Source organism: Streptomyces sp. NPDC104309, from assembly GCF_055584025.1.
In genome coordinates, this window is sequence record NZ_JBVJMV010000052.1 from 35,192 (window position 1) to 50,322 (window position 15,131).

At 69.8% G+C, this 15,131-nt stretch carries 14 protein-coding genes and 1 pseudogene; 8 read left to right on the forward strand and 7 right to left on the reverse strand.

The genetic code is table 11. The annotated features are described in order from the left end of the window. Positions 1-3 precede the first annotated feature (3 nt). From pgsB to ACZ68L_RS40165, 3 genes are read left to right on the forward strand one after another with little or no spacing between them, the layout of a single operon-like run. Complete coding sequence (gene pgsB, locus ACZ68L_RS40155; protein ID WP_469588005.1) at positions 4-1,728, forward strand: poly-gamma-glutamate synthase PgsB; 1,725 nt, start codon at positions 4-6, stop codon at positions 1,726-1,728. After that, entirely contained in the window at positions 1,725-2,207 is a 483-nt protein-coding gene (locus ACZ68L_RS40160; protein ID WP_469588007.1) for a poly-gamma-glutamate biosynthesis protein PgsC/CapC, read from the forward strand. The genes pgsB and ACZ68L_RS40160 overlap by 4 nt, the downstream gene beginning before the upstream one ends. 43 nt (positions 2,208-2,250) lie before the next feature. Next, entirely contained in the window at positions 2,251-3,330 is a 1,080-nt protein-coding gene (locus tag ACZ68L_RS40165) for a C40 family peptidase (RefSeq protein ID WP_469588011.1), read from the forward strand. Positions 3,331-3,515: 185 nt separating this feature from the next. Here the strand turns inward: ACZ68L_RS40165 and ACZ68L_RS40170 are convergent. The 3 genes and pseudogenes from ACZ68L_RS40170 to ACZ68L_RS40180 all read right to left on the reverse strand — a co-directional run. Next, positions 3,516-3,635, reverse strand: a pseudogene (locus tag ACZ68L_RS40170) (transcriptional regulator); the annotation flags it as partial. A gap of 249 nt (positions 3,636-3,884) precedes the next feature. Then, positions 3,885-4,493, reverse strand: a complete 609-nt coding sequence (locus ACZ68L_RS40175; protein ID WP_469588014.1) for a GOLPH3/VPS74 family protein — start codon at positions 4,491-4,493, stop codon at positions 3,885-3,887. Positions 4,494-5,018: 525 nt separating this feature from the next. Continuing rightward, positions 5,019-6,536, reverse strand: coding sequence for an LCP family protein (locus tag ACZ68L_RS40180; protein ID WP_469588016.1), 1,518 nt, complete (start codon positions 6,534-6,536; stop codon positions 5,019-5,021). A gap of 142 nt (positions 6,537-6,678) precedes the next feature. Between ACZ68L_RS40180 and tatA the strand changes: the two genes are divergently transcribed. Both tatA and ACZ68L_RS40190 read left to right on the forward strand, forming a co-directional pair. Further along, positions 6,679-6,960 (forward strand): Sec-independent protein translocase subunit TatA, encoded by a 282-nt coding sequence (gene tatA, locus ACZ68L_RS40185; protein WP_469588019.1) that lies wholly within the window; start codon positions 6,679-6,681, stop codon positions 6,958-6,960. A 372-nt stretch (positions 6,961-7,332) separates the two neighbouring features. Continuing rightward, a complete protein-coding gene (locus ACZ68L_RS40190; RefSeq protein ID WP_469588043.1) occupies positions 7,333-7,911 on the forward strand; it encodes a TerD family protein in 579 nt (192 codons plus the stop codon). Positions 7,912-8,159: 248 nt separating this feature from the next. On the opposite strand, the gene ACZ68L_RS40195 is transcribed toward ACZ68L_RS40190, so the two are convergent. Next, positions 8,160-8,978, reverse strand: coding sequence for a hypothetical protein (locus ACZ68L_RS40195; protein WP_469588021.1), 819 nt, complete (start codon positions 8,976-8,978; stop codon positions 8,160-8,162). A gap of 223 nt (positions 8,979-9,201) precedes the next feature. Further along, positions 9,202-9,777 (reverse strand): TerD family protein, encoded by a 576-nt coding sequence (locus ACZ68L_RS40200; RefSeq protein ID WP_469588025.1) that lies wholly within the window; start codon positions 9,775-9,777, stop codon positions 9,202-9,204. A 195-nt stretch (positions 9,778-9,972) separates the two neighbouring features. Here ACZ68L_RS40200 and ACZ68L_RS40205 point away from each other — a divergent pair, with 195 nt between their 5' ends. From ACZ68L_RS40205 to ACZ68L_RS40215, 3 genes are all read left to right on the forward strand, one after another. Then, on the forward strand, positions 9,973-10,404 hold the full coding sequence (locus ACZ68L_RS40205; RefSeq protein WP_469588030.1) for a BlaI/MecI/CopY family transcriptional regulator: 432 nt from the start codon (positions 9,973-9,975) through the stop codon (positions 10,402-10,404). A 3-nt stretch (positions 10,405-10,407) separates the two neighbouring features. Beyond that, positions 10,408-11,343, forward strand: coding sequence for a M56 family metallopeptidase (locus ACZ68L_RS40210; RefSeq protein WP_469588032.1), 936 nt, complete (start codon positions 10,408-10,410; stop codon positions 11,341-11,343). Between the two features lie 166 nt (positions 11,344-11,509). After that, positions 11,510-12,904, forward strand: coding sequence for an LCP family protein (locus tag ACZ68L_RS40215; protein ID WP_469588033.1), 1,395 nt, complete (start codon positions 11,510-11,512; stop codon positions 12,902-12,904). 502 nt (positions 12,905-13,406) lie between these two features. On the opposite strand, the gene ACZ68L_RS40220 is transcribed toward ACZ68L_RS40215, so the two are convergent. Further along, on the reverse strand, positions 13,407-14,450 hold the full coding sequence (locus tag ACZ68L_RS40220; RefSeq protein WP_469588035.1) for a sporulation protein: 1,044 nt from the start codon (positions 14,448-14,450) through the stop codon (positions 13,407-13,409). Between the two features lie 100 nt (positions 14,451-14,550). Further along, a complete protein-coding gene (locus ACZ68L_RS40225) occupies positions 14,551-14,772 on the reverse strand; it encodes a hypothetical protein (RefSeq protein ID WP_469588038.1) in 222 nt (73 codons plus the stop codon). Between the last annotated feature and the right edge of the window lie 359 nt (positions 14,773-15,131).

Consider the following 15,131-nt stretch of genomic DNA (forward strand, 5'->3'; position numbering starts at 1 on the left):
GCCTTGCTCTTCCTCTATACCGTGCTCGTGATGTGCTGCGCGATCCTGCTGATCGCGGGCATCGTCGAGCAACGTCGCCACTTCAGCAATCTGGAGCGGATCCCGACCCGTGTGCTGGTCAACGGCATCCGCGGCAAGAGTTCCATCACCCGGCTCTGCGCCGGCGCGCTGCGTGGCGGTGACCTCGTCACCGTCGCCAAGACGACCGGCACCGCGGCCCGCTTCATCCACCCGGACGCCACCGAGGAGCCCGTCTACCGCAAATTCGGCATAGCCAATGTGGTGGAGCAGATCGGCATCGTGCGACGTGCCGCCGCGTACAGCCCGGACGCGCTCGTCATCGAATGCATGGCCGTCATGCCGGCGCTCCAGGAGATCAACCAGTCGAAGCTGATCCGATCGACGATCGGCGTGCTCTGCAACGTTCGCGAGGACCATCTGGCCGAAATGGGCCCGACCCTGGACGACGTGGCCCGCTCGCTGTGCCGCTCCATGCCGGAGGGCGGCATCTGCGTCACCGCCGAGAAGGACCGCTTCGACATCCTCCAGGAGGAGGCGGACGCCCGGGACTGCAAGCTGATCTACGCGGACCCGGAGACCGTGAGCGACGCGGAGCTGCGCGGGTTCAGCTGGTTCACCTTCAAGGAGAACGTGGCGATTGCGCTGACCGTCGCCGAACTCCTCGGCGTGGACCGGGAGACCGCGCTCCAGGGCATGTACGACGCCCCGCCGGACCCGGGCGTCCTCTCGGTCGAGCGGTACCGCACCCACGACGACAAGGGGCTGCGGTTCGCGAACGTCTTCGCGGCCAACGACCCCGAGTCGACGCTGATGAACATCAACCAACTGCTCGACCTGGGGGCGATCAGCCGGCCGCTGAACGTCGTCATCAACTGCCGCCCCGACCGGGTCGAGCGCAACGGGCAGATGGGCCAGATCATCCCCGACCTCCAGCCGGAGAAGGTCTTCGTCATCGGGCACCCGGCGAAGAGCGCCATCGACGCCATCCCCGCCGAGTGGCGGCACACGGCGGTCGACCTGGGCGGTGACAAGCGCGATCCGGAGGAGTTCATGCGCCAGTTGCTCGACCGGCTCGGCCCCGAGTCCTCGCTCGTCGCGATCGGCAACATCCACGGGCAGGGCGAAGTCCTGCTGGAGCACCTGGCCGAACTCCCCGCGGACGAGACCGCGGACGAGACGGTGGACGAGACGGCGGACGAGCCGGGCGTGAGGGGCGCGCGGGATGGCCTGCCCGCCGAGGCACGTGCCGCATCACGCGACGACGGCCCGCCCACCGCGGCCGTTCCCGTGATCCCGGCCCAGCCCCGGCGCGAAGCGCCCGCCCTCGAACCCGGCCATGTGCGGCACGACGAGACGCTCGCGCTTCCGCGGTACACACCGCGCCTCGATCCGTTCGCGCCGTACCCCGAGGCCTACGAGGCCCGGTATCAGCAGCGTCAGCCGGCTGTGCTGCCCCTCGCCGCACGCCCCGGGCAGCCCGAACCGGAGCAGTCGGGACAGCCGATGCGGCAGGCCGGGCCGGAGCAGCAGCCCCAACAGCCCTCGCAGGAACAGCCGGGACAGCAGCCGCAACAGCCCCGGCCGACATCCGAGATTCCGGCACAGAATCCGGCGCAACCGCCCGCAAAGCCTTATGCACGCGGTCCGTTCGAGCCGGTTCGGCCGCCCGCCCCGGCCCAGCAGCAGAACCCAGGAGAACCCCGTTGATCCCCTCTGTCCTCACCCCCGAGATCGCCGCGATCGGTATCGCCCTGGGGCTGATGTTCTCCCTGGTCTGCTATCTGACGACCAACCTCTCGCCCGGCGGCATGATCACCCCGGGCTGGCTGGCCCTCACCCTCGTCGAGGACCTCCAGCGCGCGGCCATGGTGGTCGGCGTCACCGTGCTGACGTACGTCGCCGTCCTCGGTCTCCAGCGCGTCGTGATCCTCTACGGCAAGCGGCTGTTCTCCACCGTCGTGCTGACCGGAGTCATCTTCCAGGCGACGCTGATGATCGTGCTGTCGCTCGAATTTCCGCTGATGTACACCAACCAGACGCTCGGCTTCATCGTCCCGGGCCTGATCGCCTACCAGCTCGTCCGCCAGCCCAAGGGCGCGACGCTGCTCGCGACCGGCACGGTGTCGCTGATGGCGTACGTCGTACTCACCGCCGGAATCCTGCTCGGCGCCCTGCCCACCGTCTGACCCACCGATACCGCTCGACCCACCACCCGGAGCTGACCGACCCATGAGTGCCAAGACCAAGCGTGGCCCCCGCCCGGTGCTGCATGCCGTCACGGTGATCAGCCTGCTTGCGGGCAGCGCCTACCTCACCGTCGAACTGCGCAAGGACGAGCAGGCCAAGGCCCCCGCCGTGCAGGCCGTCACCGACAACCCCTCCCTGCGCTCCTCCGGCGCCGGCCTCAACGGCGAAAAGAGCTGGGAACGACTGCAGAACCCCGCCCGCACCCTGCTGCGCGGTGCCGATGGTGAGGTCCTCGCCAGCTTCACCGACGGCGCCCGCACCGCCACGCTCACCGGCCCCAGCCGAACGTTCACCGAACCCGCCTACACCAAGTCCCGGGTCGTCACCGAGGACTGGGTCCGGCTGATGCCGTACCAGTGGAAGAAGGGCGCCGAGAAGGAGAAGTGGTTCAAGGACTGGTTCAAGGAGTTCTTCGCCAGCGAGGAGGACGACCTCTTCGCGATAGCCTTCCAGTACGTCGACCAGGCGCCGATCAAGAAGGACGACGAGGGGGTCTCGTACGCGGGGGACGCCAACTTCGGTCCGATCAACCCGAACGGCAGCCCGGGCAACGACTACCGGCTGGAGGAGTCCGACTTCTTCGACTACCTCGGCATCCCGTACACCTTCCGCAACGGCACCACGATGCAGCCGCGCCCCGAGCGCGCCCGCTCGATGGACTGCTCGGGCTTCATCCGTACGGTCGTCGGCTACCGCGCCCGCTATCCGCTGATGGCCACCGACACCCTCGGCGACGGACTGCCGCGCACCGCGAATGGTATGGCCCGCTCCCGGCGCGGCACGGACGTCATCGAGCTCAAGGGCATCACCCCCGCGGACCGGCCGAAGAACATCGACGTGCTGCAACCGGGAGACCTGGTCTTCTTCAAGCTCGACCGGCGGACCAAGCAGCGACTGGACCACGTCGGCATGTACATGGGGCACGACACCGACGGACACAAGATCTTCGTGTCCAGCCGGGAAGAGGTCAACGGCCCGACCATCGGTGACAAGGGCGGCACGTCCCGGCTGGACGGGAACGGCTACTACGCCTCCACGCTGCGCAGCGCCAAGCGCCTGTGAAGCAGCCCCCGGCCCTTGCGCGCCGCACCGCCCGGAGGCCCGCCGCTCGGCGTGGCTCCGGGCGGTGGCTGCCGGGCTGAGGGGCGGAACACGGCCGGGCGGTACGGGCCACGGACGGGGCGATCCATGGGTGGACCGTCACTCATGTCGACGGACCGTCACCCGTGGCGAGCGGCGGAGTTCTTGGCCGGAGTGGCGGAGAGGTCGTCGAGAAGCCGCTGCAACGGCGGCTGGACCTTCTGCCGTGCGCGCCGCCGTGGCCGCGTCGGGCTTTTTCCGGCAAGGGCGAAGAGATAGTCGTGCTGGGAACAGGGCCCGCGACGCACACCTCAATGAGCCCGGTCTCGCGCCGGCCGTCCGCCGTGTGAGGGGAGAGTTCTCTCCCAGGATGTTCATGCCCTTCGAGGGAATCCTCTTCCCCCTCGCGGACGCGCGTGGGACCGACCGGTGGGTGGTGGCGCGCGATCGGTGGGTGATGGCGTGGTCACCGGGGCGACGGGGCCGGGGACGCCGGTCCACACGGCCGGAGGCCGTCCACACCGTCCGCGCCTTCGTCATTGGCCTCGCCAGATGTTGTCGAAGGCCGCCTCGTCGAGCGCTCGCCGTTGTCGCTGGAACTCAAGGTCGCGCAGGGCGTCGTCCACGGCGGCGAGCACCGTCGTGATCGACTCGTCGGGTACGCCCGGGGAGTCACCGACCGGCTTGTCGCGGATCCCGGCCGCCGCCGCGAGCGCGGCGAGGACGGGCTCATCGGAATTCCAGCGGTCCGCCGCCCGGCGACGGGCGGGCGAATCGGCAAGGACCATCCGACTGGTCGCGGAAGGCACCCAGCGCGGTCGGCTCTGCGCAGTGAGCTGTCCCTCCGCCTCAAAGGCGGCCAGATAGGCCGTGGACAGACCGCGGCCGCGGCGCCACAGCCAGTCGTCGAGCGATTCGTAGGGCGGTTGCCGGACAAGTGACGACACGGCCTCGTCCAACAGGGGATCCTCCATGGCCGGCACGTGGCCCGGCACGATCCGATCGCCGTCCAGCCTGACGGCCTCGGCACCCAGGAAGTCGATCACCTCCGCCCCGGCGAGCACCAGCGAAAGATCGCCTCGCTCCAGCGGGCGGCTGGCCGCCCTGTCGATGGCGGCGATCAACAGGTCCCGCGGTGTGCTCATGAATGGCTCCACGTCAGGGGTGTCGGGGTGTCGGGGTGTCGGGGGCGTATGAGCGCCTGGGACGTCGACGGTATCGACGCCGTCGACGTCGCGCGGTGGCGCCGGTCTCTCGCCGTGACGGCTCCGGCTGTGACGGATGAGGCAATGGACGCCGACGGATGTCCGCGTGTTGTCGTCCGACCGGTTGTCGACGGCGATCATGCCCGCATTCGAGTCTACGAAGCGAGGACGCCGGCCGCATCCCGCGCCGACCGGCGTGGCCCGTCGGGGATGCGCACCCTGGCGGGAAGGCCGACGGCCACGGACGGCTGATGTCCGGCAGCTCCCTTCCGAGGGTTCGACGACCTCGCCGGCTGCTCGGGGAAGCGGCGCAATGAGGTGCGGTGACGTGGTCTGCGGCGGTGTCCGGGCCCTGGAGGCATCGTCCTCGCGGCCGGGGCTCCGCGACCCGGGCCGGGAGATCGAGCGAAGCCGTGAGGGTCGCTCCCGCGCGCCGTTCGAGGCCGCTCGACGCGGCGGGCCGCGCTATCCGTACGAGAGGTTGGAGCAGGGGTTGTCGTCGGCGGAACGGGCGTCTGCGGCGACCTTGGAGGGCACGGCGGACGGCGCGGCGGACGCGGTGGCTTCCGGCTCGGTCGCGTACGTCGTGCCGAGGACGACCGAGATGCCGGTGGCGGCGGCCGGGGTGAGCTCCGCGCCGGGGAGGGCGCGGGCGACCTTCCCGGCCTGGTCCTTCTGGCCGGGGCCGTACTCGATCACGGTCTTGACCTGGGTGCGGACCGAGGCCGTCGTGGTGTTCGTGACGGTGAAGCCGTGCTCGTCGAGCACGGCGGCGGCGCGGGCCGCGAGGCCGGTGACGGTGGTGCCGTTGTAGACGGCCACCGAGACGCCGGTGCCGTAGTCCGAGTCGTCGTTGCCCGGCGACGTCGACGGTGACGGAGCGGACGCCTTCGCGTCCCCCTTTCCCCCGGCGTCCTGGCCGTCGATGGTGCGGTCGGCCCTGAGCGCCGCCCACAGTGCGTCGGCGTCGGGGTGGACGATCGCCACGCGCGCGCCCTGGTACTTCCACGGCACGGTCACGAACTTGGTGTTGTGCAGGTCGATGTCCTTCATCGACATCGCGAAGGAGACCAGTTTGTCCGCAGAGCCGAGTCCGGGGTCGACGGTCATCGACCTGGTGGCCGCGTCCGCGAGCGGCAGCAGTTTGGTGGGCGTGAGTCCGTCGCTCTTTATTTGTTTCAACAGGCTGGCGACAAAGGCCTGTTGGCGCTTTATGCGGCCTATGTCGGAGCCGTCGCCGATGCCGTGCCGGATGCGCACGTAGTCGAGCGCCTGCTGGCCGGAGACGGTCTGCGGGCCCTTGGCGAAGATGCGCTTGCCGCGGGTGGGGCGATGGGGGTTGAGGTCTCGCTGATAGACGTCCTGGGGCAGGCAGACCTTGACACCCCCGACGGCCTCGGTCATCGTCGCGAAGCCCTTGAAGTCGACGACGACGGTGTGGTCGACGCGCAACCCGGTCAGCTTCTCGACCGTGTTCTGGGTGCAGGCGGGGTTGCCTTTGGCCGTTCCGCCCACTGAGTACGCCCCGTTGAACATGGCGTTGGTCTCCGGCCGGGACCAGGTGCCGTCGGGCAGTTTGCACGGTGGGATGTCGACCAGGGTGTCACGGGGGATGGAGACGGCTAGGGCGTGTTTCTGATCCGCGTACGTGTGCAGGAGGAACGCGGTGTCGGAGCGACCGATGTCGTTCTTGTCCCCGCCGCCCAGGTCGCTGTTGCCGTCGGTCCTCCCGTCCGAACCGATCACCAGGACGTTCGAGCCCTCGGTGGAGACGGGCGGCCGGTCGCCGGACACGCCGTCCGAGCTGAACGTGTTGATGTTCCCGTTGAGCCGCATGTAGACCCAGCCCACGCCGGCCGTCGCCAGGACGAGCAGGGAGACCGTGACGGTGAGGACGGTCCGGGTGCGGCTCCGCTTGCGCCGCCGACTGCGTTCGGCCACTGCTCGCGCACGGCGCCGGGATGCCTGGCGGCTGCCTGTCATTCGTCCACACCCCATCAGTTCCGGTCAGAGGGAAGGGGTGACCGTTCCCGACTCGACGGTTGTACAGTTGCGCAATGTAGCAAGCATTTCCGAGAGATGGCGCCCCGCGTGGTCCATCGAGGAGAGAGAAGGGTTGGGTGGAGTGTTCCGTAACGCGCTGGAGCCCTGGCATCTGCTGATCCTGGGGCTCGTGATCATCCTGCTGTTCGGTTCGAAGAAACTGCCCGACACCGCACGGGCGCTGGGGAAGTCGCTCCGCATCCTGAAGAGCGAGACCAAGGCCATGAAGGAGGAGGGGGCGTCCCCGTCGGCCACTCCCGGGGCCGACGCCCCCGAACCGCCGGCCCCGAGGACCATCCGGTCTGCCCCGGGTGACGCCGCCTCGGCGCGTCCGGTGGCGGAGAGCGGCGTCGAGCGCCCCTGAGCGTCGCGCGTCCGCGGCGCGGTGGCTCGGTTCGCGCGGTGAGGTCGCGACGGTGCGTGTACGGCGGCGCTTCCGGGTGCGGGTGCGGGTGCGTGCGTGTCGTGTCCGGTGCGGGCGGGCCCCGGTCGCGGGCGCGTGCCGCCCATGCCACCGGGAGACGGTCCGTGACCTGTGCGCACGGCCCGTCCCCGGAGGTCTCGTCGGGAACGACGTCCCCGGGGAGGGTCACCGCATCCGCGTCCACGGCCGTCTCCTGACGGCGACTTTAAAGGTTGCGCAATATTTGAATATGGTGGGTTCACTACGCGTCCGGCGGAGCCCTGTTGCTCCGGTGGGCGCATCACCGGCGCGTGTCGAAGGAGAGCAGTGGTGTTGGGCGTCAGTCTCGCCAAGGGTCAGAACGTCGTCCTGAACCAGGACGGCACCCCGCTCGCGGACGTCACGGTCGGCCTGGGCTGGGACGCCCGTCCGGTCGGCGGCACGGACTTCGATCTCGACGCGTCCGCGATCATCTGCGGACCGGACCAGAAGGTCGTCTCCGATCGGCACTTCGTCTTCTACAACAACCTCGCCAGCCCGGACGGGGCGGTGCGGCACACCGGCGACAACACCACCGGAGAGGGTGACGGCGACGACGAGCAACTCCTCGTCGACCTCGACCGGCTCGACGAGAAGACCGGGCAGATCGTCTTCACCGTCTCCATCCACGACGCCCAGAACCGTGGCCAGAATTTCGGACAGGTCGAGGACGCCTACATTCGTGTGGTCGACAACCTCACCGGCCGTGAGATGTGCCGCTACGAACTCTCCTACGACGCCGCCGGCGAGACGGCGATGGTCTTCGGCGCCCTGTACCGCAGGGGCGGCGAATGGAAGTTCCGTGCGATCGGCCAGGGTTACGCATCCGGCCTGGCCGGCATCGCCGTCGACTACGGCGTCGACATCGCCTGAGCGGCTCTCGGGTGACCTCTGATCGGGCGGCCACGCCCTGGCACGCACGCTTCCCGCGTGCCGAAATGCCCTGGTAGCTCCTTCCCCAAGCTCTCAAGGAGCAGGGGAGACCCCATCCGAGGACATCCCGGCGCCTCGGAATCGCACGCACCGGACCGCGTCCGCCTTCCGATCGAAGGCCACCCGACAGCCTCTGAGCCGGGCGGACGGGCGGCCCCGTGTCATGGGCGCGGGGTCACGCGGAGGCATCACGGGCGCCGTGTGCCGGGGAGGCCCGGTCCGCTGAAGTCCGGGCCGGCGAAGTCCGGGCTGCCGAAGTCCGGGCTGCCGAAATCCGGACTGCTGAAGTCCGGACTGCTGTAACGGGGCCGGTGGCCGGAGCCCGCACTCCGGCCGGGCTCGGGCGCAGCGGGCTCCTGCCTGAGCGGCTCGACGGACTCCTGCCTGAGCTGTTCGACGAGGAACGGCCGGATGCCGTTGTGGCGCAGAGCTCGGAGCCACGCCTCCCTGGCCCGATCGAGGTCGGCGTCGAGGCCGGGAGAACGCACCGCACTGCTGCTCGCTCGGGGTTCCCGGTGCGCGGCGGCGGTCCGGTAGAGCGCGAGGATGCCGAAGGCGGCGGTGAGCGCGGCGATCCCGAGGCTGATCCAGCCCGCCGCGATCAGCGTGCCGGCCATGGCGGGCGCGCTGCCGGCCAGCCGGAGCACGTACCCGAGGAGAAGGAACGTGGACGCGGCAACGGCGGCGAGGACCGGGGTGAGAACCGCCAGAACGGGCACCAGGCCCGCGCCCGTGTCCTCCTGCTGCCCCGGCCCGGACAGGGGCGTCGCCCGATCGGCGGGCCCACCGCTCTGGATCCGTCGCCGCAGGTCCGCGTACGACCGGTACTCGGACTCGGCGGTCGACGCGACGTGAGGACCGGCCGCCAGGCCCCTGACGCGCAACTGGCCCGCGCCGATGCGGGACCGGGCCAGCGAGCGCCGAATCTCCGCGGACCCGATGACATCGTCGAGAGCTGACGCGTAGTCGGCTCCGTCCTCGTCCCGCAGTGGAAACGACCGGTCCATTCCATCCCCCGAATTGTGTGATCCGTAGTCCTGTGCCGTCGCGGCGGCGTGCGAGCCCCCGCCGGCGGGCGGCGGGTGCCGGCGTCCGGCCCCGGAAGACGCGCCCGCCGTCGGCACCGCCAACCGGCAACCGCCAACCCTCAACCGGGCCCGGGGCGCGGCGGGTCGACGGTCACGGAGCCGCTGCCCTCAAGGGCGGGCGCGCCGCACGACGCGCCGTGCTTCAGAGGCTGACGCCGAAGTCCGCGACGATGCCGCTCAGGCCGGAGGCGTACCCCTGGCCGACCGCGCGGAACTTCCACTCGGCGCCGTTGCGGTACAGCTCGCCGAAGACCATCGCGGTCTCCGTCGAGGCGTCCTCGCTGAGGTCGTAGCGGGCGATCTCGGCCCCGCCCGCCTGGTTGACCACCCGGATGTAGGCGTTGCGGACCTGTCCGAAGCTCTGGCCCCGTCCCTCCGCCTCGTGGATCGAGACGGGGAACACGATCTTGGCCACCTCGGCGGGCACGGCGGAGAGATCGACCTTCACGATCTCGTCGTCCCCCTCGCCCTCGCCGGTGAGGTTGTCGCCGGTGTGCTCGACCGAGCCGTCGGGGCTCTTGAGGTTGTTGTAGAAGACGAAGTGCGCGTTGGAGAGCACCTTGCCGGCCGCGTCGCACAACAGCGCGCTGGCGTCCAGGTCGTAGTCCGTCCCGGTGGTCGTACGGACGTCCCAGCCCAGACCGACCAGCACCGCGGTCAGTCCGGGCGCCTCCTTGGTCAGCGAGACGTTTCCGCCCTTGGCGAGGCTCACACCCACAGCGTTTCTCCCTCTTCACGACATCGGCCCCGGACGGTCACCGTCAGGGCGCTCTGTGACAACAGCTGAAATCTACAACACTGTAGAGTTGGTGGGTGGCAGTTGTCCGCATGGCAGGGGTGGACCCCCGGCGACGGTCGGTACGATGCCCCGTCGCCCGGCAGAACGGTCGGCCGTACGGAAGGGGACCGCGTCGTGACCGCAGAGGAGGACGGGCGGCAGGGACAGCGCGCCCGCAGACGGGGCCAGGGAGAGCTCGAAGCCCTGGTGCTGTCCGTGCTGGGCGACGCCGGTACGCCGGTCACCGCGAGTTGGGTGCAGGAGCGACTCGACGGCGGTCTCTCGTACAGCACCGTCATCACCATCCTGACCCGGCTGCACGAGAAGAAGGCCGTGTCGCGCACAGGCTCCGGGCGTCCGGTCCTGTGGCGGCCGGTCGCGACGGACGAGGCCGGACTCGCGGCGCTGCGGATGCGCCGGCTCCTCGACAAACAGGACGACCGCGACGCGGTGTTGTCCAGCTTCGTCTCGGCACTCTCCTCGCACGACGAGGAGTTGCTGCGGTCGCTGCTCAACGAGAGCGCGCCACCGGCGCCCGGAACACCGCCGGCTGAACCGGGGAGCTGAGCGATGGGCGTCTTCGTTTTCCTGCCCCTGGTGCTGCCGTTGACCGCGCTGCCGATCGCGCGCCTGGCCGAGCAGCATCTGCACCCACGGCGTGCCGCCCGTCTGCTGACCACCGTGGCGGTGATCCTCGCGTCGTGCAGCACGGTCTGTCTGGGGCTGCTGATGGTCGTCGGCACGGCCCAGCTGCCCGGAAACCCGTTGCCCGACGGCTGGTCCGACGACGAGGTGCGCGAGGCCGTCCCGCACGACAGGTTCGTCGGCAAAGCGGCCATTGTCGCGCTCGCGGCCGTGGCCGCGGCCTGGGCTCTCACCGTGCACCGTCACTACCGCTTCCGTTCACGCGCCCACCGGGTCCTGGCCGCGCTGCCTTCGCGGGCCGAGGTCGCGGTGCTGTCCGACGCCGTGCCGTACGCCTACGCGCTGCCCGGCGCACCCGGCCGGATCATGGTGTCCACCAGCATGCTGGCGTGCCTCGACGAGGCCGAGCAGCGGGCGCTGCTCGCCCACGAACGCGCGCACCTCTCGGGGCGCCACCATCGGCTGCTGCTCGCCGCCCAGCTCGCGAGCGGGGCGAACCCGCTGCTGCGCCCGCTGCGGTCCGCCGTCGCGTACAGCACCGAACGCTGGGCGGACGAGGAGGCCGCACGGGTCACCGGCGACCGGCGGACCACGGCTCGCGCCGTCGGCAAGGCGGCTCTGATCTCCCACCGGGCCGCCTCGCCGACCGTCGCGGCCTTCGCCGCCTCCGGACCCGTCCCGCGTCGGGTCGCCGCGCTGCTGGGGCCAGTTCCGCCCGACCACGGCTGGCCTCCGGCGCTCACCGCGACCGGCGTCGCGGCCCTGTTCGCGGCGGCGGGCACCGCCGTGTCCACGCTGTCCTCGCTCAACGCCGCCTTCGCCCTCTTCCTCGTACTCGAAGCGGCGACCCCGTTGTCATGACACAGCCGTTCCGCTCCGTGCGGACGCCCGGCCGGGCAACGGGCTCCGTCGGACGGAGGCCGGGAGCAGCCGTTCTCGACAAGTATGTAGGGTTCGTCCACCGCAAGTCGCGGTGGACAAGGGAGTGGTGAGCGAGCGGCCGACGGGCCGGGCGCGGAGGGTCAGCGTGAGCAAGGAACGCAGGAAACCGCGCGGCAAGGCGGCGCGCAGGGCCGACGAGAATCCACGGGGGCGGCTCACCAGACGGGGCAGACTCGTCGTCCGGGGCAGCGTCGCCCTCGCGGTGCTGCTCCTGGCCGCCGGTGGTGCCGGTGCCTGGATCTATCAGAACCTCAACGGGAACATCCACTCCGCCGACATCGACGACAAGCTCGGCGCCGACCGGCCGGCCAACATGAGTCCCGGATCCAAGAACATCCTGGTGGTGGGCTCCGACTCCCGTTCCGGCGACAACGGGAAATACGGCAAGGGCCTGACCACCATGCAGTCGGACACCCTGATGGTCATGCACGTGGCGGCCAACCGGAAATGGGCCACCGTCGTCTCCCTCCCACGGGATTCATGGGTCGGCATACCGGCATGCGACCGGGGCAACGGCACCACGTCCACACCGCACCACTTCAAGATAAATGAGGCCTTCGCCGTCGGCGGAACCAGCGGCGACGTCGCCGGGGCGGCTGCCTGCACCATCAAAACCGTCGAGCAGAACACCGGCCTGCGTATCGATCACTTCATGTCGATCGACTTCCAGGGCTTCAAGGGCATGGTGAACGCCCTGGACGGCATAGAAGTCTGTCCCGAGACGGCGATCCACGACAAGAAGGCGCACCTCGACCTGGAAGCGGGATGCCAGACGGTCAGGGACGAGAAGGCCCTCGGCTATGTCAGGGCCCGCTACAGCGTGGGGGACGGCTCCGACCTCGGCAGAATAGGCCGTCAGCAGGAATTCATGGAGGCGCTGGTGGCCAAGGCGCAGAAGAAGCTGACCAGCCCGACCGCTCTGTACGGTTTCCTCAACTCGGCGACCAAGTCACTGACCACGGACAAGGAACTGGCGGGGGTCACGCCGATCGCCGCGCTCGCCTCCGAACTCAAGGGCATCCCCCGCGACCGGCTGGCCTTCCTGACCGTGCCGAACTACGGGCGCGAAGCGGATGTACCCACTGACAAGGCCAATGTCGTCTGGCAGTACCCCCAGGCAGCGGATCTCTTCACTTCCCTGGCCACGGACAAGGAAGTCGACAAGAAGTCGCTGGAGGCCGACAGCAAGAATCCCGTGTACGCCACCACGATTCAGGTACACGTACTCAACGGGACAGGAAAGCAGGGGCAGGCCGCGAAGGTCGCGGAAGCCCTGCGTGCGGCGGGTTACACGGTCATCGGCACAGGCAACGCCCCCCACGACACGGCCAGGACGGCGGTGGCGTTTCCGCAGGGACTCGACCGGCAGGCGAAGGCGTTGGCCTCCCGGCTGCCGGGATCGCGAGCGACCCAGGACTCCGCTGCCGCTCCGGGCTCGGTGACCCTGACGGTCGGCAAGGACTTCGACGGCCTTCGCTGAACCCGCGGCCGGCGGCGTCGCGCCGGTGGACCACATCCGCCGAGCCGGCGGCCAAAGCCTGCGCCGCGCCCACGCATGGCCTCCGCAGTACCGGCGGCCGGCTTTCCGCCACGTCGACGGACGGCTTCCGCTGAATCTGCGGATGGCGGACGGCGGATGCCCCGGCACGGCGATGCCTCCGGGCAGCGCGCAGTCCAGCGATGCGCATCGGACACCTCCGGGGCCGGTGGCAGGAGCCGCCGGCCCCGGAGGAGGGCCGTTGCCCTGAGGGTGAACTCATAGGGCGTAGGAGACCGGGTGCGCGTGCCGGGCTTCCCGGGTGACGCCCTGGTCTGGGCCGTAAAGCCGCCGTCGGCATGGCCGATGACGATGCCGATCCGCAGCACGGCACGCGTCTCTGCGGCTGCCTTCCGGTCCCCGCCGTCTCAACCGTGCTCCGCCGGCGGAGCAGCCGACGGAACCGATTACCGACGGGCCTGCCGCAACCCGATGAATGGTGGGCTCACCCTTCGTCGTCGCTCTCGCTCTCGCTCTCCTCGTCCTCGAAGGCGTCACCGATTTCGTCGACGACTTCGGCGGCGACCATGCCGCCGACGACTCCGACCGCGACGCCCGCGGCGACGCCCGCGACCACCGCACCGGTGCTGGGCCCGGAGCGCCGGTGGTCATCGCCGTGGTGTGTGCCGTGGTGGAACTCGGAGTGGTGCGCGTCGTGGTGCCCGGTGTGTCCGTACGAGGAGGAGTACGGGTCGCCGGGAAAGCCGCCGTGCGAGCCGCGACCGGCCACGATCTGTTTGATCCACGAGTCGACTTCGGCGATCCAGTCCGTGTGGCCCACGGCCTGGTGGGAGACGGCGAAACGGTGGACGGCATCGTGGCCTTCGGAGAACGGGCCGCCGCGCTTGTCTGCCTCGATGATGACCTCGACACCACCGGACGACGCGAGGAAGGTCACCTCGATCTCGTCGACGGCGTGCGCGTGGTGCGAGGGTGGGGAGAGTTCGATCTCCTGGTAGAAGGGCAGTTGCTGCCCGGTCCCGTGGATGTGGCCCAGTTCCAGATCGGCGGACTTGAACCCGAAGCCCAACTGCCCCAGCGCTTCGAGGACTGCTTCCTGTACAGGAAGCGGCACCACGTCGAGAGCGTCGAGGTCGCCCTTGTCCTTGGCTCCGGCCACCTCCACCTCGGTACGCACTCCGAGGATCACCCCGAGCGGCTGCCCGTGGAGACGGGTGGCGGGTGTCTCCCACGGCAGCGTGAGAGAGAACGGGACCGTCTGCTCGGCTCCCTCCGCGAGCCGGAATCCACCGCCGACCGTGACGCGGTCGAAGACGACGGTGCCGTGTTCCTCCCCGTCGTGGCCCTCCGCCTCTACGTGGGCGACCAGATCGAGGGTGATCTGCTCGATGGTCACGTCAGCCTGGCCGCCGCGCAGATGAACGCGTCCGGTCAGGGGGCCGCCGGGCATGACCGGGCCGGGGTCCAGGACCGTGTCGACCGATGGACCACCGACTCCGATGGCTCCCAGCAGCTTCTTGAACACCATGGTGGCGTCCGCTCCTTCATATGGGTCTGTACTCAGGTGTGCCGATACGCCGGGCCGCCTCGCTTCTGGTCGGCGGGCCCGGCGACGGTGGGGCGGAGTGTTACTTGGCGGCAGCGTCCAGTGCGGCGAGAGTCTGGGCCCAGCGGGCGTACTTCAGGTTGGCCAGATCTGCCACCGTCTTGATCCCGAATGCCTCATGAAGGAGCTCTCCGTGGCGGTCCGACACTCCCTTCAGGGCGGAGACCGGGGCCGAGAGGATCGTGGACAGGTCCTTGTCCGCGTATGCCTTGTCGAGCACCTTGTCCAGGTCGATCGAGACCACTGCTGCCTCCTGTGAGCGCACTGCCCCGCCTGTTCGGCGGAGTGCCGCGGGCGCGGCTGTCAGCAGAACTACCCCGGAAGGTAAAGCAGTTCCCAAGAAGATCGGCGAGAGGTGCGTTTTCGGCCACGGTGCCATGTCGTACTGACAGGCAAAACGCAAGGTCAGCTCGATGGGTGGACCACAGTCGATCACGGGCGGCGCCGCTTTGCCTTCGCTTTACGCACTCGGGTGAACCGGCTGTCGGGCATGGCCGTGAGAGGTCGCGCGCCTAAGGGCTGTCCCGTAATCCCTGGCGGGCGCGCGACGACAGCTACGGCACCTCGCCGCGTTGTCGGAACATCCGCATACATCCAGTATGC